Annotated in this window: 11 protein-coding genes; 7 read left to right on the top strand and 4 right to left on the bottom strand. The window is 48.1% G+C overall.

Annotated features, from left to right (window positions below; translation table 11 throughout):
• Window positions 1–6: 6 nt before the first annotated feature.
• The 4 genes from NC796_RS13465 to NC796_RS13450 form a co-directional block, all read right to left on the bottom strand.
• Window positions 7–3099, bottom strand: coding sequence for a SusC/RagA family TonB-linked outer membrane protein (locus NC796_RS13465; protein WP_310685100.1), 3093 nt, complete (start codon window positions 3097–3099; stop codon window positions 7–9).
• 656 nt (window positions 3100–3755) lie between these two features.
• Window positions 3756–5579, bottom strand: coding sequence for a sodium:solute symporter family protein (locus tag NC796_RS13460; RefSeq protein WP_310685098.1), 1824 nt, complete (start codon window positions 5577–5579; stop codon window positions 3756–3758).
• A 123-nt stretch (window positions 5580–5702) separates the two neighbouring features.
• The gene (locus NC796_RS13455) at window positions 5703–6707 is read right to left on the bottom strand and encodes an amidohydrolase family protein (RefSeq protein WP_310685096.1); all 1005 of its coding nucleotides are present in this window, start codon (window positions 6705–6707) and stop codon (window positions 5703–5705) included.
• A 50-nt stretch (window positions 6708–6757) separates the two neighbouring features.
• Window positions 6758–7918, bottom strand: coding sequence for an SIS domain-containing protein (locus tag NC796_RS13450; RefSeq protein ID WP_310685094.1), 1161 nt, complete (start codon window positions 7916–7918; stop codon window positions 6758–6760).
• Between the two features lie 227 nt (window positions 7919–8145).
• Between NC796_RS13450 and NC796_RS13445 the strand changes: the two genes are divergently transcribed.
• From NC796_RS13445 to NC796_RS13415, 7 genes are all read left to right on the top strand, one after another.
• Window positions 8146–9492, top strand: a complete 1347-nt coding sequence (locus NC796_RS13445; RefSeq protein ID WP_310685092.1) for a Gfo/Idh/MocA family oxidoreductase — start codon at window positions 8146–8148, stop codon at window positions 9490–9492.
• Between the two features lie 103 nt (window positions 9493–9595).
• On the top strand, window positions 9596–10594 hold the full coding sequence (locus NC796_RS13440) for an amidohydrolase family protein (protein WP_310685090.1): 999 nt from the start codon (window positions 9596–9598) through the stop codon (window positions 10592–10594).
• A gap of 269 nt (window positions 10595–10863) precedes the next feature.
• Window positions 10864–12132, top strand: coding sequence for a Gfo/Idh/MocA family oxidoreductase (locus tag NC796_RS13435; protein ID WP_310685089.1), 1269 nt, complete (start codon window positions 10864–10866; stop codon window positions 12130–12132).
• 58 nt (window positions 12133–12190) lie between these two features.
• On the top strand, window positions 12191–16180 hold the full coding sequence (locus NC796_RS13430) for a family 16 glycoside hydrolase (RefSeq protein WP_310685087.1): 3990 nt from the start codon (window positions 12191–12193) through the stop codon (window positions 16178–16180).
• Window positions 16181–16317: 137 nt separating this feature from the next.
• Window positions 16318–17268, top strand: a complete 951-nt coding sequence (locus NC796_RS13425) for a DUF1080 domain-containing protein (RefSeq protein WP_310685085.1) — start codon at window positions 16318–16320, stop codon at window positions 17266–17268.
• A gap of 164 nt (window positions 17269–17432) precedes the next feature.
• A complete protein-coding gene (locus tag NC796_RS13420; protein WP_310685083.1) occupies window positions 17433–18854 on the top strand; it encodes an alpha-L-fucosidase in 1422 nt (473 codons plus the stop codon).
• 115 nt (window positions 18855–18969) lie between these two features.
• The gene (locus NC796_RS13415; RefSeq protein ID WP_310685081.1) at window positions 18970–20640 is read left to right on the top strand and encodes a beta-N-acetylhexosaminidase; all 1671 of its coding nucleotides are present in this window, start codon (window positions 18970–18972) and stop codon (window positions 20638–20640) included.
• Window positions 20641–20778 lie beyond the last annotated feature (138 nt).

Below are 20778 nucleotides of genomic sequence, written 5' to 3'. Positions count from 1 at the left end.
TTTTAATTATTTAAAATCGATCTGCAGGTTAGCACCAAATGTCCTGGTGGGTGGAGCCGTAAAGGACTCAAATCCTTCCGCTGCTGCGTTGGTCCCAACCATCTGATCCGGATCCAGGTTGTCAGATTTCTTGTAGATGAAGAGCAGGTTACGTCCAACCAGTGATATTTTAACGTTGGCAAAAGGCAATCCCGAGATAACCGACTGGGGTAACGTATATCCAAGGGTAACTTCACGCAATCGGGTATTGGTTGCGGATTCCGTGAACACCTCTCCTACCGGGGCGTTTCTACCTCCAACTCCCCGCCAGAACGTTTCAGCATCGATCGGAATATCGTTGGGAGAGCCATCCTCTTTAACAGCCTCTTCTTCCGGCATAAAGTTATCACCAAAGATGAGTCCTCCATCTCTGCCCTGCAGTGTTTGCTTGGTAAGTCCGTCAGCAAATAGCACAGCGGTGGTAAGGGATGCAATGCTGCCACCCTGACGGTGCTCTATGAGAAAACTCAGGCTATAATTTTTATAGAAGAAACTGTTTCGGATGCCCCCCTGCCAGTCGGGATTAAAATTGGCAACTGCAACGTTAAGCCCGTCCGTAATAAGCGGCATGCCGTTACTGCCTACAATTACCCGCCCCTGGTCGTCACGCTGATATCCGCGTGAATAAACCTGTCCAAACGGTTCACCCTCCTCAATGCGAAACTCCCTGAGAAAATCTTGTGCGATAGTGAGGCTCGGGCGCTCATCGGAAATAGATTCGACCATATTCTCATTGGTAGACCAGTTTGTATTAAAGTCCCAGCTAAAATCGGGCGTTTGTACCGGGGTGGTCTTCAACAATACCTCAATCCCCTTGTTTGACACATTACCTCCATTGGTAAAGAACTGGGAAGCTCCCGATCCAACAGGAAGGGCAACGGTAAAGAGCTGGTTCCTTGTATTGGTTTTATATCCCGTCACATCAAGGCCCAGACGCCCTTCGAAGAAACGTACGTCCACTCCCAATTCGATCGACTCTGTCTCCTCGGGTTTCAGTTCCTCATTTGGAAGCGTGGTACTCAACTGAAGGAAACCGTTGTTTCCTCCTGAAGTAATACTTGCCGTACGCTGTAGTTGAAATGGAGGTGCGCTGTTTCCCACTCTGGCCCACGACGCACGTACCTGGGCATAACTGAAAACATCAGGAAATTCTGGTATCAAGTCTGATAACACCGCAGATAGTCCCACTGATGGATAGAAATAGGAACGACTGTCGGCTGGAAGTGTTGAACTCCAGTCGTTACGACCGGTAATATCCAAAAATACTGAATTTTTCCACCCTATCTGTCCAAAAGCATAAAGTGATTGAACATCACGCGGCGAACCAACACTTTGGGTTGAGACGACATTTTGGGTATTTGATATGGTAAAGAAGTTCGGCACGGTCAGCGCATTTCCGGTGTTCGAAAACAGCCCGGTATTTCGCTCCTTTTTTATGTTTGCACCAACATTGGCCTCTACATACCAGTCCTCGGTAAGATCCCGGTTGTAGGACAACAAGAAATCGCCGTTCCATTCATAGGCATTTGTTTTGCTAAGACTGTACTGCCCGTTGTCTGCAATGATATAGCTGTCATTATACCATTTTGTCTCGCTTTGACCGGCTTCCCCGTCATACGAGGCCCGAACCATCAAACTTAAATTGTCATTGAAGTCATAGGTCAACGAGCTCATGGCAATCACTCGCTCCCGCTGGTTCTCATTAACATTCCGGTTTATAGTCCAATAAGGATTGGCGCCACCATTTGACCCGGGATTCCAGAAATTCTGTCTGTTTAATCCCTGTGAATTGGTATATTCAAAATTTTCAGCTTCTGAGGTGTTGATATTCCTGGGCATCCGGTAAGCATGTCGACTCGGATTGGCAAAATTTTCACCTGTTGGCAGCTGATTATCAATGTTCTGCCGCATATAGGAGACCTTGGCATCAAGGTCCAAATTGTCAGTTAGCTGACTTGTTACCCTTATGCTAAGATTGTGACGCTGCAGTTCGTTATTGGGTACGATCCCAGCAGCATCGGTATAGGTATAGGAAAATACGGTCTGCGTGTTCTGTCCACCTACACTTGCAGAGATGTTGGAAGAAGAGTTGTAGCCTCGCTGAAAAACATCCTCTACATTATCAGGCTGTGGAAGGAGTGCATATTGCTCTCCTGCACGCTCCGGGTCTGGTGACCAAAAATCAACCATGCGTCCATCTAGTGGTGGTCCCCAGTTGAATTCGGAACTTGGATCATAAACTCCTCCACTGCCCTGACCATACTGGTTTTGATAATCGTAGAGCACCATCGGGTCGCGGAACATAAAATTTGAGCTCATACTGACATTTATATCCCCGACTTCTCCCTTTTTGGTAGTAATGACAATAGCCCCGTTCTGGGCTTCCGCACCATAAAGTGCTGCTGCGTTTGGTCCTTTCAACACATTAATATTCTCGATATCATCAGGGTTCAGGTCACTGACCTCTCCCCGGATAGGAACCCCATCAACCACATACAGAGGCTGGCTATTCCCTGTAATCGAGCGGTTTCCACGAAGTATAACACGTGAAGACCCACCAACCCCCGTTGAAGCCTGGTTGATCTGAATACCGGCCACCTGCCCGGAAAGAGAATTCACAACATTAAGTTCACGGGCTTCGGTTAGCTGGTCGTTACCAACTCCTTCGGTACTATACGTTAGGGACTTTTGCTCCCGCTCCAACCCAAAAGCCGTCACAACCAGTTCATCACCGGTAAAAGTCTGGGCTATCATCTCTACATTTACGACGGAACGCCCGTTAACCGGAATCTGCTGAGTCTCAAACCCGATGAATGAAAAGACAAGGGTGTCGCTCAGCGAGGGAACAGTTATCTGGTAATTACCCTCGTTACCTGTAGTCGTTCCGATACTTGTCCCCTTCACTAAAATATTTACTCCCGGAAGTGGAGAACTATCTTCTGCCGATGTAACCGTCCCGGAAACCTCATTTTGGGCCTGCGCATTTACCGAGAAGCTCAAAGGAAGGATCATTGCTATTATAAACATGCTAAGTTTACGTAACTGTTGCTCTCTGCTCATAATATTCACCGTATTTGAAGATTAGACAAAATAAGTGAAGTTTCTTTCACTCTCTTTCTCTCGACTCTTCACTTCGTTATTTTATTTAACAAAATAATTTATTTTCTCAAAAAATATTTTACTAATTAAGGCATAAGAGAGAATAAGGGCTATTTATTTATATATAAATTGTATTTTTATATAGAAAAATATCCTTGTATCTAGCTTTGGCCTAAATAATTTTAGACCCAATCCAAAACCTTCAACCCCTAACAAATTAATTTTAACACCTAGAGAGGAAAGAGAGAGAATAATAAGAATTGATCATCTCGCGTAACCGATAACTGATAACCACAAGAAAGAAAAGAATTATTGAGCTACCATATCCCACCAATTGAACTGATTCAACTCATACTCTTAAGCTGATTGAAGATGAACTTAATATTCATAACCTTTTTCCATCCCCTCCCGTGTTTATAAAAAGTCAATTGCCTTTATTTCCCTTTCGCAAATTTAAACTTAACAAATATTTACTAATAAAGGTACAAATCTAGAAAAGAAGGTCCTGCCTTGTTAATTTCTGTTATCTTCAAAAAGAACTCAATCATGAGCAATTAAATATAAACGAGCAGGAGGAAATTTCAGGCTCTTATGACATTGACCAAACTATAATCCTGTTATTCTTCATACAGAGCCTCATCCTCAGGCCGAATTTCAATCAGTTTTCGCCATGCCTGGAATAAAAATATACTGGAGGCGACGGCAACAATGGTGATCACACTGGCCAGAAGCCACTTACCATAGATCCAGTAGCCGGTGGCAAATAGCGCACCATATACGGCGACACAGCCCAAAACCATGCAAAGCAGTCCTTGCGGCACGCGCCACGCCTCATCCTCAAGCGGTTCCACATCCTTGCCTTCTGCTTTGGCTTGATTGACCACTCGCTTCCAGCCGGGTCCGCCGGGCCGTGCTATCTTGCAAAATTCGACCAGCGTATCCTCATCTGTAGGTCGCGTCATAAATGTAACGGATACCCATCCGATCGTTGTGATAATGACACCTGCAATTAGTTCCTGCCAGCTTGTAAGCTCCGGAAGGCCAGTGTGGGCATGGGCAAACTGGAAATACATGGCTACAGCAAACGAAATGAACATGGCAGCAATTTCGCTTCCAGCATTAATTCGCCACCAGAACCAGCGCATGATAAACAGTAGACCGGTTCCCGCGCCAATCTGTAGAATAATCTGGAAACTGTCGAGTGCGTCCCGAAGGAGGAGGGCCAGTGCTCCAGCAACAATCATCAGAATCACCGTTGATATACGTCCTACGTTTACGAGCTCTTTTTCCGAACTTGCCGGGCGGACAAACCGCTGGTAGAAATCGTTTACCAGGTATGAGGACCCCCAGTTAAGGTGCGTAGAAATTGTAGACATGTAGGCTGCCGTCAGGGAGGCCACGACCAATCCCAGCCACCCGGTGGGAATGAAAGTCAGCATGGCAGGATAGCCCATGTCGTCACCCGCAACGCTGGATGCATTGGGAAACGCCTCTTTTAAGGAAGCGATATCCGGGTATACGATAATAGAACACAAACCGACAATAATCCAAGGCCAGGGACGAAGGGCATAATGAGCAGCGTTAAAAAAGAAGACGGCTGCTATAGAGTTATTTTCATCCTTTGCTGCAAACATCCGCTGGGCGATGTAGCCGCCCCCGCCCGGCTCGGCCCCCGGGTAATAGACGCTCCACCACTGGACTAACAGTGGAATGATAAAAATACCGATCGCCTGGGAAGGATCGGAGAAATCAGGCAAAATATTGAGCTGAGTCACCACCTCTGAATGGGAAAGAAGCCCGTTCAGTCCCCCAACCTGGGGATGCTGGAGGGCCACATAAGCAGCGATCAGGCTACCCCCAATGGCCAGGAAAAATTGGAAGAAGTCGGTAAGCAGCACCCCTTTGAGGCCACCAAGTGAACTGTAGGCCACGGTCACCACGCCCGCAATGACCACGGTCTGCACCGGAGTAAGCCCCATCAAAACCCCGCTTATTTTTATGGCTGCCAACGATACCGTTGCCATGATGATCACATTAAAAATAAATCCCAGGTAAACCGAGCGGAACCCCCGCAAGAAGGCAGCCATTTTACCACTATATCTAAGCTCATAGAATTCAACGTCCGTGAGCACACCCGACCGCTTCCACAGGTTGGCATATACAAAAACCGTCAGCATGCCGGTAAGCAGGAACGCCCACCACACCCAGTTGCCCGAAACGCCATCTGTGCGAACAATATTGGCAACTAAGTTAGGGGTGTCCGTTGAGAAAGTGGTGGCCACCATGGAAACACCGAGCAGCCACCATGGCATGTTTTTACCGGCAGCAAAAAATTCGGTGGAGTTTTTACCGGCTTGCTTGGCTACATACAGACCGATAGCCAGCGAAAACACCATGTAGAGCGCGATGATGACCCAATCAATAGTTTCTAGAAATACCATCTAATCCCTTTTTATTAGAATATTGTTGGAAAGAACTGCCTGCTTTATTGTTCAGCTTTCTGACTCTTCCACTTCGAATCTCAAATTATGTACTAATTCAGATAAGTAAACCCAGGGAAGAAATCAATCCCGATCAAGCCGGGGATACCATTTAAGCGCATTCTTTCGAAATATTTTTTTCATCACCGGCTCATCCATTCCCAGCCCACGAAACGAATTTTCTACTTTGGGAACTGACATGGTATCACGATCCGAAAAAAATTTCCAGTGCATGTGCCATTTCTCTTTTATCTTCTTCTTTATTTCTTCTGGTGGATTGCCCCGGTCATCAATAATATCCGTGCCATAAATAATTCGGTCTTGGTAGGCTACCAAAAAATTATGCACTTTTTCCCAATTACGAACTGCCTGATATTGCAGGTGGCAAACCCGTTCTGCAAGATCCACGGCTGCATTGGGAAACCGATCTAGCCAATCTGCGATCCTGTCTACGCTCCACTCCAGGCTGGCCAGGTGCGCCCCCACAAACCGCAGTTTTGGGTGTTTTTCCAGCCGCCTGTCCCTCGCTTCAATCTGCTCCTCATACGAAGGGTACTCAGGATGGCGATACATGTGGTATTCCGGGTGCTGGGCAAAATATTCCCGATCCCCGTTTACGGTCATCTCTTCGACCGGCAACCAGCAATTTTTGGGCTCACCAAGATGACCAAGGACCGGAACCTGCTTATCTTCACAGTATTCAAAAAGCGGATCAAAAGAAGGGTCGTCAATCATCACAAAATCCCCGTTTTCGTCCCGTAACTCCATCCCGATATTTTTCCAAAACTTGACGCCCACCGCCCCCTTCTCCATTCCATTTTTTATTTGAGCGAGTGCTTTCTCCTGCCAATCCTCCGTCCCCCACTTATCGGTAGAAAAAGTAGTGATGTAGTCGATACTTTTCTGCTCATCTCGCTCCCGATCCAGAATAAAATCCTCCTGCTCTTTGAGCAACGGGAAAAACGGGACCTCCGTGTTGATACTCAACAGCCGAAACCCTTCTGATCGGGCCTGTTCCAATAAAGCCGGCCTTGCACAGTTGTAGTGCATATGAGCATCAATTTTTGGAAGCGAGTCGTAAAGATCCATACAATCATTTGTCATTACTTCGTTGAATCCGCTTGGGAGTCTCTACTTTTTCAGTAGATCGTAACCCCTTCTACAACTCTTGAAATAGCACCGCTGGCTGAAGGAGAATCCGGTTTAAGCCCATATTTCAATGCTAAAAAGAACCCGAGTATCTGCGCCGGCAGAACCGAGACCACAGGCCACAACGAAGAATCAGAAGTACCACCTGCCCCAAGGGCAATATTAAAATCTGTTCCGATCTCCTTGGTTTCCTTCTGTCCCACACCGAGCGATGCCAGGCCCAACCCCTTCTCATTAACACTCTTTACCAGGTCCTTTTCATAGGGAAGTACCCCGGGATCCTGGGAAAAAAGGTACACGAGCAGTGTTTGCTCATCAATTACAGCTTTTGGTCCGTGCCGGAACCCGAGAAATGAATCATATTTACAGATTACATTACCATCTGTCAGCTCCTGCACTTTCAAGTGTGATTCCCGTGCAGTGCCGAGCCGCGGCCCTGAACCAAGAAATACCGCCCGCTTAAAGTCCAACTGGGCAATATCCTGAATTTTATCCAACTCCTGATCTATCACTAATTGCCCGCTCTCCGAAAGCTGTTGCACCTCCTTTTCGAACGACTGAACCTCCTCAACCTGGGCTATCAACAAAATAGCCAACAGCATCGCAGTAAAACTCCCGGTCATGGCCAAGGACTGATCTTCCGCCTCAGGAGGCAGAAAAAATGTATAGCTGTTACCAGATGACGGTGTCTGGGCCAGCTCGCCTTCAGGATTGCACGTAATTAGCAGGTGAAAAACTTCTTTCTGGCACAACTCTTCCGCCAGCTGTACTGTCCGCAGACTTTCCGGGCTATTGCCTGAACGTGCAAAAGAGACTAGCAGGAGTGGCTTTTGGGGATCTATGTAGTGTTCAAAATGTGTTACCAGAGTTGTGGTCGGTAACGCCCTGACCGGGGGCGACCAGCAACCTCGCATGATCGGTTCAGCAGTTTCCCCGATATAGGCCGACGTGCCGGCACCAGTCAAAACGACCTCCAGCTGATCAATATTTAATACGCGATCAAGAAAATTTTTGAGATCATCTCTTTCCCTGGAAACCTTTTCCCAAGTCCTGATCCAAAGGGCGGGTTGACCGGATATTTCTCTAGCGGTGTGGTCTGCACCATTTTCCTGTAAATTTTTAACTGTCTGACCTAAAAACTTCTGGCTCATAAAAACTCGATAAATCTTTAAATATGTTGTTCAAGCAAATACTGATCATGTTAAAACAGAAAACCATTCCATATCGAATTATCAGAATAATAAAAATAAATGGAAGATTATATTTTCAAAAAGAAATTAAACGAAAGGTTTTCATTTATTTTTATTTTCAATTTATTAACTATTCAGGAATAGTGATGCCAGGGACAAATAATTAATATTAACAAATGGTGCAAAACATGGGAGATAAGTCCAACCGCAGAGATTTCATCAAAAAGATAACGGCAGCAGGAGTCGGTCTATCCGTAGCTCCCTTTAACATTCTTCACGCACGTGATGACAACCATACGGCACAAATCGGGGTAATCGGGATGGGGGCGCGTGGTTCAGGACATCTCCGCGGATTGCTAAGTAGATCAGATGTAGAAGTACCAGCTATTTGCGATGTTGACCCCAAAAATGCAGAGCGGGGCGTTCAAATTGCAAAAGAAGTTGGACGCGAGGCACCGGAACTTTATACCAAAGGGGAAACAGATTACAAACGGCTGATTGCCCGCGATGACCTCGACGGCGTCATCATTGCCACCCCATGGCTCTGGCATGTGCCTATGGCGGTGGATGCAATGAAAGCTGAGAAATATGTTGGGCTGGAGGTACCCGCCGCCGTTTCAATCGATGGCTGCTGGGACCTGGTAAACACCTCCGAAGAAACCGGGATACCATGCATGCTCCTTGAAAATGTCTGCTACCGCCGCGATGTGATGGCAATCCTGAATATGGTTCGTCAGGGCCTGTTTGGGGAATTGATCCACGCTCGTTGTGGCTACCAACACAATCTTATCCCCTACCTTTTTGATAAAGATGCGAATTTTGGACCCGGAACGGGTAGCGTTTCCAGCTGGCGAACCGAGCATTATGTGAACCGGAATGGTGACCTTTATCCTACCCACGGCATCGGTCCCGTAGCCCACTGGATGGATATCAACCGGGGCAACCGCTTTGTGAATTTAACTGCAACTGCCACCAAGGCGCGCGGCCTGCATGAGCATATCGTAGACACCGGTGGGAAAGATCACCCCAAAGCGGATGTAGAATTTACCCAGGGTGATATTGTGACCTCCACCATTACGACCGCCAACGGTGAATCGATTATCGTTACGCACGATACCAGTCTGCCGCGGCCCTACTCCCTAGGATTCCGCTGCCAGGGGACGAACGGGATCTGGAGTGTAGAAAATAATTCGATCTACCTCGATGGTATCAGCCCGGAATTCGACGAGTGGGAGTCGTTCGACAAATACCAGGATAAATACGACTCTTCATTGTGGAAAAAGCAGGAAAAAGAAGCTGCTGAATCCGGTCATGGTGGCATCGATTATTTTGTGAGGAATGCGTTTGTGGAATCGATCAAGAGAGGTGTCAATACCCCGATCGATGTGTATGATGCAGCCGCATGGAGCGTAATCAGTCCGCTTTCTGAGATGTCGGTTGCCCAGGGAGGACACCCGGTGGACTTCCCAGACTTTACTGACGGACAATGGATGACGAATGAACAGATCTTCAAACCGGAAGAGATGGGTTATTAATCACATCATGAAATCAACATTATTGACAATTCTGCTTGGCCTTTGCTGCATATTTACAAGCTGCACTTCCGAAAAAGAAGAAACGGATCCGAACAGACTCCTTTTGAAAGATTATAGGCCAGAATCACTGTATAAAGCAGCCGGTTCGGAGGTTGACAAGGCACGTTATCCAGTCATTGATATGCATTCCCATAACCAGTATGCAGAATCACCTGAAGAGATCCGGGAATGGATACAAACAATGGACGAGGTCGGGATTGAAAAAGCCATTTTGCTAACAAAGGCAACCGGGGCACAATTCGACTCACTGCATGCCGTCTTTTCGCAATGGGAAGATCGCTTCGAGCTTTGGTGCGGCATAGACTATACCGGGTATGAGACCGACGAGAACTTCACTGAGAATGCCATCGAAGAACTGGAACGTCTTCATGATATGGGGGCCGGTGGAATCGGGGAACTCGGTGATAAAGGAGAAGGCCTTTTCTATTCTACCCCGACCCAGGCATTTGGCATGCACATCGACGATCCTCGAATGAGTCCCATCCTGGATAAGGCAGGCCAATTAAATATGCCGATTCATGTTCACATGGCCGAACCGATCTGGATGTACCAAGAGATGGATTCTACCAATGACGGCCTCATGAATGCCTACGAGTGGCGGCTGGATAACAAAGCTGGGATCAAAAGCCACGACCAGATGATGCAAATATTGGAAAATGCTGTACGTGACCATCCGAATACCACATTTATTGCAGCCCACATGGCCAATTCAGCATATGATCTGTCGAACCTGGATCGGATGCTGGATACGTATCCCAACTTATATTCGGAGATCGGGGCCCGATATAGCGAGTTGTCACAAACCCCACGCCATGTTGCGGCTTTTATCAACAAACACCAAGACAGGATTTTTTATGGCACCGATATGGGGCGGAGTCCAGAGATGTACAAAACAACTTTTAAAATATTAGAAACTGAAGATGAGCATTTTTATCGACATGATCTGTTTGGTTACCACTGGAGTTTGAACGGCTTTGGCCTGGAGGACAATGTCCTTCAAAAAGTTTACCGTAATAACGCTCTAAAACTCTTGAACCAATAATCAGATTCTAACTATAATGCTGAAATTGTGTTTTTTCGTGATCACTCACAGCGCTATTTAATGTAATCCTTGAAAACTGGACTCCTCGCTTTATATTGGTTTTCATATCAATGGGAAGAGTGGATTTTAATAAGAAAACCTTTTTATCACAGGTAAGCTTCACCGGGATTGCAAAATAAACTTACCAGATAAGGTTATAGGATTACACGCAATACTCTTTTTAATGGGATGGATTTTAAACCAAATTTTAAATCAAAAAAATCCGATCTATGTCTGAGCAGAATATGAGTAGAAAAAACTTTCTCAAGGGAGTCTTGGGTACTATGGGACTTTTTACCATTGTTCCTCGGCGTGTGCTGGGAGGCACTGGTTATACCGCTCCGAGCGATGAACTAACCAAAGCTGTGATCGGTGTCGGGATGATGGGGAAAGGCCACTTGACCTATCCGGGAGCACGCCTGGTTGCCATATGTGACATTGACCAAAGCCATCTGCAAGAATCACTAAACCTGGTCAGTGACGATGTCAATGGCTACACCGACTACAGGGAACTACTGGCACAGGACGATATCGACATTGTACATATTGCCACACCGCCCCACTGGCACGCCAAAATGGCTGTCGATGCTGCCGAAGCCGGGAAAGATATCTGGTGTGAAAAACCGATGACACGGACCATCGGGGAAGGTAAAAAAGTGGTAGATGCTGTTCAGCGTAATGGCCGTATCTTCCGACTAAATACCTGGTTCCGTTTCCGAGATATCTTTTACGGCATGGGTACTCCTGTAAAACCGATCAAGAAGCTGGTAGCCAATGATGTCTTTGGATGGCCGCTGAAAGTGACCATAAATGAAAGCACAGGGTTCAACTGGAAATTCAACTGGACCGGCCTGACCAACCTGCAACCGGAATGGATACCGGAACCCCTGAACTACGATATGTGGCTGGGTCCTGCACCCTACAAACCGTACAACCAACACCGGACGCACGTTACGTTCCGGGGCTACTGGGATTATGACGGAGGCGGATTGGGAGATATGGGCCAGCACTACCTGGATCCCGTTCAATATATCCTCGATAAAGATCACACGAGCCCGACAAAGATTACGGCTGATTCCGAGCAGCAGCATCCTGATGCCGTCGGTTCGTGGCGGCGAATTGAGATGACCTATGATGACGGGTGCCAGATCATCCTGGATGGAGAAAATAAAGACACCGACGCCGCATTTATTGAAGGACCGAAAGGGAAACTTTTCCGCGGTTTTCAATCTGACATCCCCAATATACGCAAGCTGGCCGCCTCGCTGCCCGACTCGGTACCGCAGGTCACCGACTTCAGTAAAGCGGTGAAAAATCGACAGGCATTTGCTTTAAACGAATCCAATGGACACCGCTCCTGTAACTTGGTAAATCTGGGCAAAATTGCTGTGCGGCTGGGACGAGACCTGGAATTCGATCCTGAAAAACAGCGCTTTATCGGTGATGAGGCCGCCAACCGCCTGATCAATCAGCCGATGCGTTCACCCTGGAAACTATAAACCTGATTAATAGCCTGATCATCATATGATGTCAAATAAATTAGACCTGGGATTTATAATGAAGCGATTCAAAGCTCTAAGCGTATTTTTTCTTACAGTTCTATTAGTCTCCTGCAGTTCTTCAAATGAAATCCTGCGTTCGGGTTCCGATATCGGAATCACCGAGAGCCAGTTTGACGAAATCACGGAAATTGTAGCACTAATGCCGGCAGATGATAAAGCAGAACGGGATTGGCTGAACGAAAGACTGCTCGAAATGGGATCCCCGGCCCTGCATGCCCTTTTCGGGATGCTTAAATCCCCGGGTACGGGTAGCGACACCAATGCTCGATATGCAGTCAATGGGCTGACCAAATATGTTTCCAGGCCGGGTGCCGAACCAGAGCATTCGATGTATGAAGAGGTTCTTATCAGCGAATTGCGGAGTAGCCATGCCCCATCGGTAAAAATTTTCTTAATGGAACAACTGGAGTTGGTCGGGAGTGATGAGGCCGTGCCTGTTTTGCGATCGTTTGTCGGAGACGATGCCCTTAACGAGTCAGCCGCCCACGCTTTGCGAAGTATCAACATCTCCAGCGCTGAGAATGCTCTTTTACAGGGAATCGGAAGTACTCAGGATGAACATCGCATCGTGTTAATAAAGGCGTTGGGTGATATGGAGGCTTCCTCCCAGGATGTTGTATCCCGGCTTCAACCACTTGCAGCACAAAATGACCCGGCGACGAAAGAAGCTGTATTATATGCACTCGCAAGCAGTGGCAATCCCAGTGCCTCAGGAGTCGTAACAACCTCCGGCACCGTACAGCAACAATTGCGTTTTGCCCGGCGACTTGCGGAAGAGGGGCATCCCCAACAAAGCGCCGAAGTTGCCCGGGGAATTTACGAAGGCTATCATGCTGTAAATTCGCGCATTGAAGCACTCCACATCCTTGTAAAGGCCGAGAGCGAAACGCCACTTGAACTGCTTTTGGAAGGCTCTCAAAGTACAGAACCAGAACTGCGATCAGCAGCACTGAAGATTGCCCAGGATCTCCAGCAGCCAGATGTTACAAACGAATTTACTGGGCTACTGGAACAGAATGAACCGGCTGTGCAGGCCAATATTATTGCTATGCTGGGACGTCGCGGTGATTCTTCTGCGTGGTCAGCCATTCAACCGTATTTGGAAGATCGAAACCCAGAAGTTCGCCTGGCGGCTGTCTCTTCATCAGTTTCACTGGCTGGAACAGAGGCTCTTCCCAGCCTCCTCACTGCACTAAACCGCGCCCGATTGCCTCAAGAGATCGATGCGATTAAACAAGCGTTGCTTCAGCTCCCTTCTGATCCGATGTTCGAAGCCGCTTCAGAACGTTGGGAGAACACATCAAACCACGCAAAAGTGGCACTGTTGGAGGTACTGGCCGAACGCCAGGAAAGTGAATATTTGGATGAAGTGCTGGGACAGCTAAGCAGCTCAAGTTCTGAGGTCCGCCGCGCCATGCTCCTTGCACTGGACGATTTGGCCGGGCCCGAAGACCTGCCACAAATTATAAACTTGTTGAACAGCAGCCGTACAGAAGAGGAAATTGAAATCATCCAAAAGGCCATCGCCTCAATTGCCGATCGAAACCCTGATGCCAAAAACCGGGCTGCACCGATAGTAAATGCTTTGAACCAAACTTCCAGTAAAAAGGCTGTCATACTGCTCGAAATCCTGCCCGAAGTTGGTGGTAACCAAGCCGTGGAAGCAGTTATCCCCTTCACCAACCATTCGCAACCAGCCGTACGGTCAACTGCAATTTCTGCGCTTGCGAATTGGTCGGACAGTTACGCCATCCAGCCACTTCTTTCTGTAATTGGGGAGACTTCTTCCTCACAAAAAATGGAATTGATCCGGGGTTTGACGAGGCTGGTTCGGGAGTCGAAATATTCAGATCAAGAAAAAGTGGCGTATCTGAGTCAGGCTATGAGTTCTGCCACGACTGACGAGCAAAAAACAGCATTAATATCTGCTCTTTCTAACTTTCAATCCCCGGCAAGTTTGCGAACCGTTTCCAAATATTTTGGGAATGCCAATCAAAGTATAAGGGAAAGTGCAATGCGGGCTGCGGCTGAAATCCTGGCTCCCTCCTATGATTTTTCGGAGGAATTTGACGGGACAGATAAAGCACTTTCGGTGCTCGAAGCGACCACCGATTCAACCACAAAAAATAAAATTGAAGGTTATATCAGTGAAATTCAGACCCAACAACAGGCGTCGGAAGGCTTCACTTCGCTTTTTAATGGAGAAGACCTCTCCGGCTGGACCGGTGCCACTGACGCCTATACCGTACAAAATGGGAACCTGATCCATAAAGACGGGCAAAGTGGGAATCTGTTTACGGAGCAAGAGTACAGTGACTTTATCCTTCGCTTCCAATTCAAGCTGACGCCGGGTGCCAACAACGGCCTTGCCATTCGGTCTCCGTTACAGGGCGATCCCGCCTACCAGGCGATGGAGTTGCAGATCCTTGATAATACCGCAGAAAAATACGCGGAGCTGGAACCCTACCAATATCATGGTTCAGTATACGGCGTTGCAGCGGCCGAGCGCGGTCACCTCAAACCCGCTGGCGAATGGAACACGCAGGAAGTAGTGGCCAACGGTTCACAGATTACAGTAAAACTCAACGGGGTGACGATCCTCGATACAGATATAGAAGAAGCGGGTTCGCCGGAGGCAATGGACGGAAGAGAGCATCCGGGACTGCTTCGCCCCAGTGGGCACATTGGATTTCTCGGGCATGGTGATGAAGTAGCTTTCCGAAACATTCAGATCCGTGATCTAAATGTATTTTACCCGGATTATTCGATGGGTACTGAAAATGGTGGCGGCATGAACCATCCCCCCGAAGGATTTAAGGCCTTGTTCAACGGACAGAACCTGGAAGGCTGGGAAGGCCTGTTCGGAAACCCCGAGACACGCGCTGAGATGAGCCCGGAGGAGCGAGCAAAAGCCCAAAAAGAGGCCAATATCGAGATGCAGCAGCACTGGTCAGTCCGCGATGAGATACTCTACTTTGACGGAAATGGAAAGAGCCTGGTGACAAAAAAAGATTACAAAGATTTCGAAATGCTGCTTGACTGGAAGATAGAACCCGGAGGAGACAGCGGGGTTTACCTCCGCGGAACGCCCCAGGTTCAGATCTGGGATATCACCGAAAACCCGGTGGGTTCTGGAGGACTATATAACAACCAGAAAAACCTGAGCGAGCCACTGATTCCGGCCGACAATGCCATCGGGGAATGGAACCGGATGCGGATAAAGATGATCGGGGAGCGTGTGACGGTTCACCTGAATGGACAACTCGTGGTCCCGAATGTGGTGCTTGAAAACTACTGGGACCGGGATAAGCCGATCTACTCGAAAGGGCAAATTGAGCTTCAGGCTCACAACACTCCGCTCTACTTTAAGAATGTATTTATCCGCGATATTTTCGGCTCCGAACCGCTGTTTAACGGTAAAGATCTATCCGGTTGGCAACGAGTCGGTGGAAATGCGGGGAGCTGGAACGCTTCCGATGGATTGCTCTATACCGAAGGCGATGGCCAAGAATGGGAAAAAGGCTCTGGTGGCGGCTGGCTCTCAACCGATAAGATGTATGACAACTTTAAGCTCGTGCTCGAGTACCGGTTACCGGAGGGCGGCAACAGCGGCGTATTTCTACGCGCCCCTCACAAGGGAGATCCCGCTTTCCAGGGTATCGAAATTCAGCTGTTGGACGATTACGCAGAGCAGTATGGCGGCCTGGAACCCTGGCAGTACACCGGCAGCATTTATGATGTCAAAGCCCCGTCCAAACATGTGAGTAAACAGGCAGGCGAATGGCAAAAAATGGAGATTGTTGCCAATGGACCTAAAATAAAGGTAGCGCTAAATGGACAACTCGTTATCAGCACGAACTTGATTAATCACATGAAAAAGGTGGGAGAACATCCCGGCCTGAAACAGAGAAAAGGCTATATCGGCCTTCAGAATCATAACTCCAGGGTGGAATTTCGGAATATTGAGATTACTGAGATCAAATAAAATAACATTTACTTCCCGTTTACAAATTTCGAATAAGCCACAGATTTCGCAGATATAACAAGCTTTGGCCTAAGTTCTTATTAGTTAGTAAAAGAGTTCTTATAAAATTAAAATACACTACCACACAATTTGACCATATGACAGTATCAAAGACACTTCTATCGCTTTTTATTGTCCTCCTGTTATCCCTGAACACAGCGTTTGCCCAATCGGGTATCATGGGAGCTGAGGCGGCAGGCAAATGGGATATCACCCTGCAAACACCCAACGGGGAGCTTCCATCCTGGCTGGAGATTGAGACCTCCGGCAACCAGGCATTGATCGGACAATTTGTGGGTCCGGCCGGCAGTGCACGTCCTATCTCTGAAATCAACTTTTCCAACGGTACCTACAGCTTCACCATCCCGCCACAATGGACGCCGTATGACGAAGATCCCCATTTTGAATTTGAACTCAACGGCGACAAGCTGGAAGGGTGGACAACAGGACCAAATGGTAACAAGCTGGAATGGACTGCCGTGCGTGCGCCTTCGCTCGATCGGGAAGAGGAGCCGGTATGGGGCGAACCGATAAACTTGCTGGATGAAAATCTTTCTAAGTGGGAGCTCGCCGAGAACAACCAGTTTCAGATGAAGGATAGAATCCTTGTAAACCAGAAGTCGGGTGGCAACCTTGTGACCAAGCAGAAGTTCAGCGATTTCAAACTGCACGTTGAGTTCCGTTATCCAGAGGGCAGTAACAGTGGTGTCTACCTGCGCGGTCGTTATGAAGCCCAGATTGCAGACAACTACGGCGAAGAGCCGGAAAGCCACTATATCGGCGGAATCTATGGCTTTATTGACCCGACTGTAAATGCTGCTAAAAAAGCAGGTGAATGGCAGAGCTATGACATCACCCTGACCGGCCGCATGGTAACGGTGGTACTTAACGGCACGGAAGTAATTTGCAATCGACCGATCCCCGGCATCACCGGTGGTGCACTTGACAGCAACGAAGGCGAACCCGGACCGATCATGCTTCAGGGAGATCATGGACCGATTGAATTCAGGAATATTACGATAACACCTGCTACGAATGTTTCGATGTGATCTAGCTTCAGCAATAAGACTATTACACAGAGTAACACAAAGTATGCACAGAGTACCTCAAGATTTGTGGAGTCTCAGGGTGACTTCGTGCCTTCTTTGTGTAACTTAGTGTTAAATTGTGGAGATAATGGTGGACTCGAAAACTTAATTTTAAATAAAAGCCCTTGAAGAATCTATACTTTGACTACATAATCATACTTGCATTCTCATTGTTTTTATCAACGGAGTTACATGCACAGCAGGCGATGGCCCCGGCGGGAATACAACGCGATGCTACGCACCCGACACCCGAACAGGTAGAATACCAGCGACAGGAGAAGATCGCTTTTGTCCATTTTGGGGTTAACACCTATACGAACCGCGAATGGGGAACGGGTGATGAGAGCCCTTCCATCTTTAATCCCAAAAAGTTTGATGCCGATCAGTGGGCACGGGTGCTCAGTGAAAACGGATTCCAAACACTGGTATTGACGGCCAAGCATCACGATGGGTTTGCCTTATGGCCCAGTGATTATACAGAGCACGACGTAGGCAGCTCACCATGGAAAAACGGGAATGGAGACATTGTCAAGGAGGTCGCTGAAGCTTGTGAAAAATATGGGATCAAATTCGGGGTCTACCTTTCCCCGTGGGATATGCATGAATCGAGCTACGGCACCCCGGAGTACAACGATTTTTATTTGAATCAGCTTGAGGAGCTACTGACGAATTACGGACCGATTGCTGAAATCTGGTTTGACGGTGCCAAGGGCGAGGGAGCAAAGGATATGGAATATGACTTCGATGCCTGGTGGAACATGGTTCGCAAGCTACAGCCCAACGCGGTCATCTTTTCGGATGAGGGCCCCGATGTGCGCTGGATCGGTAATGAGCACGGGTATGCCGGGGAAACGAACTGGTCCACCATCAATCGCGATTCGGTTAGCATTGGAAAACCTGGACAGGGCCAGTACCTCAACAGGGGGGAACCCCAGGGCCCAGATTGGGTGCCGGGTGAGTGCAATACCTCCATCCGGCCGGGCTGGTTCTATCACCAGGAAGAAGACGACCAGGTTAAACCGATCTCTGATCTGATGGAGATATACTATAAGTCGATCGGGCGAAACTGTACCATGATGATCAATATCCCACCCACCCCCGGCGGACGTTTTCACGCCAATGATGTGGAGCGGTTGAATGAGTTTACTGAACGAGTCGAGGCAATATTTGATGACAACCTGGCAGCCGGGCGGAGTGTAACCGGAAGTGGTTCCGATCATTCAGCACTCACTGACGGAGAATGGGATACGTTCTGGGTGGCTGACCGCGGGGCGAGGAGTTCAACACTAACATTGACCCTGGCACAGCCCACCAGGTTCAATCATATTGTCCTGCAGGAATATATCCCCTTGGGACAACGTATAGCAGAATTTAAGGTCTTGGCAAAAGAAGAAAACCAGTGGACCCAGATAACCGAAGGCACCACGATCGGGCACAAACGCATTTTAAAGGTTGAGCCCGTAATGACGGACCAGGTTCGCATTGTGATAGAGAAATCATACGGGCAAGCTGCACTCAATGAAATTGGAATATATAACGGAGAGTAATTAATAAATATGGGATGTACCGATATTAGCTAAAATGCAGCCCACCATCGAGGTGGACCGCACCTTTTCATCGTCTACTGAACTCATAATCACACTACAAAAAACAGGGATAGGAATGATGGGTAAACGAATACTGGCAACACTTTTCATTACAATATTTTTAGCGGGATGTGACCTACCAGACCTGGAGCGTCATCGATTGAATATTATTCCGGAACCGGTGGTAACCGAAGTTCAGGATGGACAATTCACCATCACGCCCGAGACTTCGATCCTGATAGATCAAGGCGATGCTGAACTACAACAGCTTGGTGAAACACTGGCTGAGCTCATAAATTCGGCTACATGGTATGACCTGCAGGTAGCCACCAGCGGAGATACGGGAAATAGCATCCGGCTCACTATTGATGAAAATGCCACCTTATACGAGAATGAGGAGGCTTATGCCCTGAACTCAAATGAAAATGGCGTCACTATTCAAGCGCCCTCACACCAGGGTGTTTTCTATGGAATACAGACACTGCGCCAGCTTCTTCCCCCAGAAATTGAACACACCGATCCCTCGATGACGCCGCAAAATGTGGAGTGGACGATACCGGCAGTTGAGATTGAGGATTATCCCCGCTTCCCCTATCGCGGCATGCACCTGGATGTAGCGCGCCACTTCTTCCCGGTAGAATTTGTAAAGAAGTATATCGACATCCTGGCGATGTACAAGATGAACCGGTTTCACTGGCACCTGACCGAAGACCAGGGCTGGCGAATCGAGATAGAAAAGTATCCGCGGCTTACGGAAGTGGGAGCCTGGCGAGATTCTACGCTGGTCGGCCATTATGGGTCGGGCGTCTATGACGGGGAGCGTTACGGCGGCTATTACACCCAGGAAGAGATTCGTGAAGTGGTGGAATATGCCCAGGATCGCTTTGTAACGATTATCCCGGAAATCGAGATGCCCGGGCACTCCAGTGCCGCTCTGGCCGCCTATCCCCAGTTCGGTTGTAAAGAAAATGGGGATTACCAAGTGCAGACCTCCTGGGGCGTGTTTGAAGACATATACTGCCCTAAAGAGGAAACATTCCAGTTCCTTGAAGATGTGTTGACCGAGACGATGCAGCTGTTTCCCAGCGAATATATCCATATTGGAGGTGACGAGGCCCCCAAAGCCCAGTGGGAGGAGAGCGATGTGGCTCAACAAGTCATTGAGCGTGAAGGCCTTGAAGATGAGCACGAACTGCAGAGCTACTTTATCACCCGGATGGAAAAATTCCTGAATGCCAACGGGCGACAGATTATAGGCTGGGATGAAATTCTTGAAGGGGGGCTGGCTCCCAACGCCACGGTAATGAGCTGGCGTGGCATTGAGGGAGGCATTGCAGCGGCAAAGCAGGGTCATGATGTGGTGATGACACCAACTTCCCACGTGTATCTCGACTATTACCAAGCGGACTCCGAAACAGAACCACTTGCCATTGGTGGATTTACCCCGCTTGAAAAGACTTATTCTTTTGAACCGGTACCGGATGAACTGACGGAGGAGGAAGCTAAATACATCCTGGGAGCGCAGGGCAATGTGTGGACCGAGTATATCAAATCTGCCGAGAAGGCCGAGTACATGGCCTATCCCCGTGCCATGGCGATTGCCGAGCTGGACTGGACACCCAAATCCAAGAAGAATTTCACCCTATTTTGGAGGCGCCTGCAACACCATTTCGAGCGATTTGACATCATGGATATCAATGCCGCTGAGCATTACAGGGGCGTGATGCCTGCCCTCAGCGATCAATAACGCCATGCCCAGGGGGCGCCGTTATACCAAGTCAATAAAAAAATGTTCCGATCGTTGTATAAAAAATCGTAAAGATCATTGCTAAATTTCCGGGATCTTCTATCTTAATAAAAAAGCAGGGCGGTTAACACAAGTTGG

This window comes from Aliifodinibius sp. S!AR15-10, assembly GCF_031569985.1.
GTDB lineage: Bacteria > Bacteroidota > Rhodothermia > Balneolales > Balneolaceae > JAMQKA01.
The sequence above is the reverse complement of the archived record's forward strand: the minus strand, read 5'-3'. Positions and strand labels throughout refer to the sequence as shown.

What these genes read in the sequence shown, in the direction of transcription:
- NC796_RS13465 (WP_310685100.1), bottom strand. Translation starts at nt 3,099, where the DNA reads ATGAGCAGAGAGCAACAGTTACGTAAACTTAGCATGTTTATAATAGCA.
- NC796_RS13460 (WP_310685098.1), bottom strand. Translation starts at nt 5,579, where the DNA reads ATGGTATTTCTAGAAACTATTGATTGGGTCATCATCGCGCTCTACATG.
- NC796_RS13455 (WP_310685096.1), bottom strand. Translation starts at nt 6,707, where the DNA reads ATGGATCTTTACGACTCGCTTCCAAAAATTGATGCTCATATGCACTAC.
- NC796_RS13450 (WP_310685094.1), bottom strand. Translation starts at nt 7,918, where the DNA reads ATGAGCCAGAAGTTTTTAGGTCAGACAGTTAAAAATTTACAGGAAAAT.
- NC796_RS13445 (WP_310685092.1), top strand. Translation starts at nt 8,146, where the DNA reads ATGGGAGATAAGTCCAACCGCAGAGATTTCATCAAAAAGATAACGGCA.
- NC796_RS13435 (WP_310685089.1), top strand. Translation starts at nt 10,864, where the DNA reads ATGTCTGAGCAGAATATGAGTAGAAAAAACTTTCTCAAGGGAGTCTTG.
- NC796_RS13430 (WP_310685087.1), top strand. Translation starts at nt 12,191, where the DNA reads ATGAAGCGATTCAAAGCTCTAAGCGTATTTTTTCTTACAGTTCTATTA.
- NC796_RS13425 (WP_310685085.1), top strand. Translation starts at nt 16,318, where the DNA reads ATGACAGTATCAAAGACACTTCTATCGCTTTTTATTGTCCTCCTGTTA.
- NC796_RS13415 (WP_310685081.1), top strand. Translation starts at nt 18,970, where the DNA reads ATGATGGGTAAACGAATACTGGCAACACTTTTCATTACAATATTTTTA.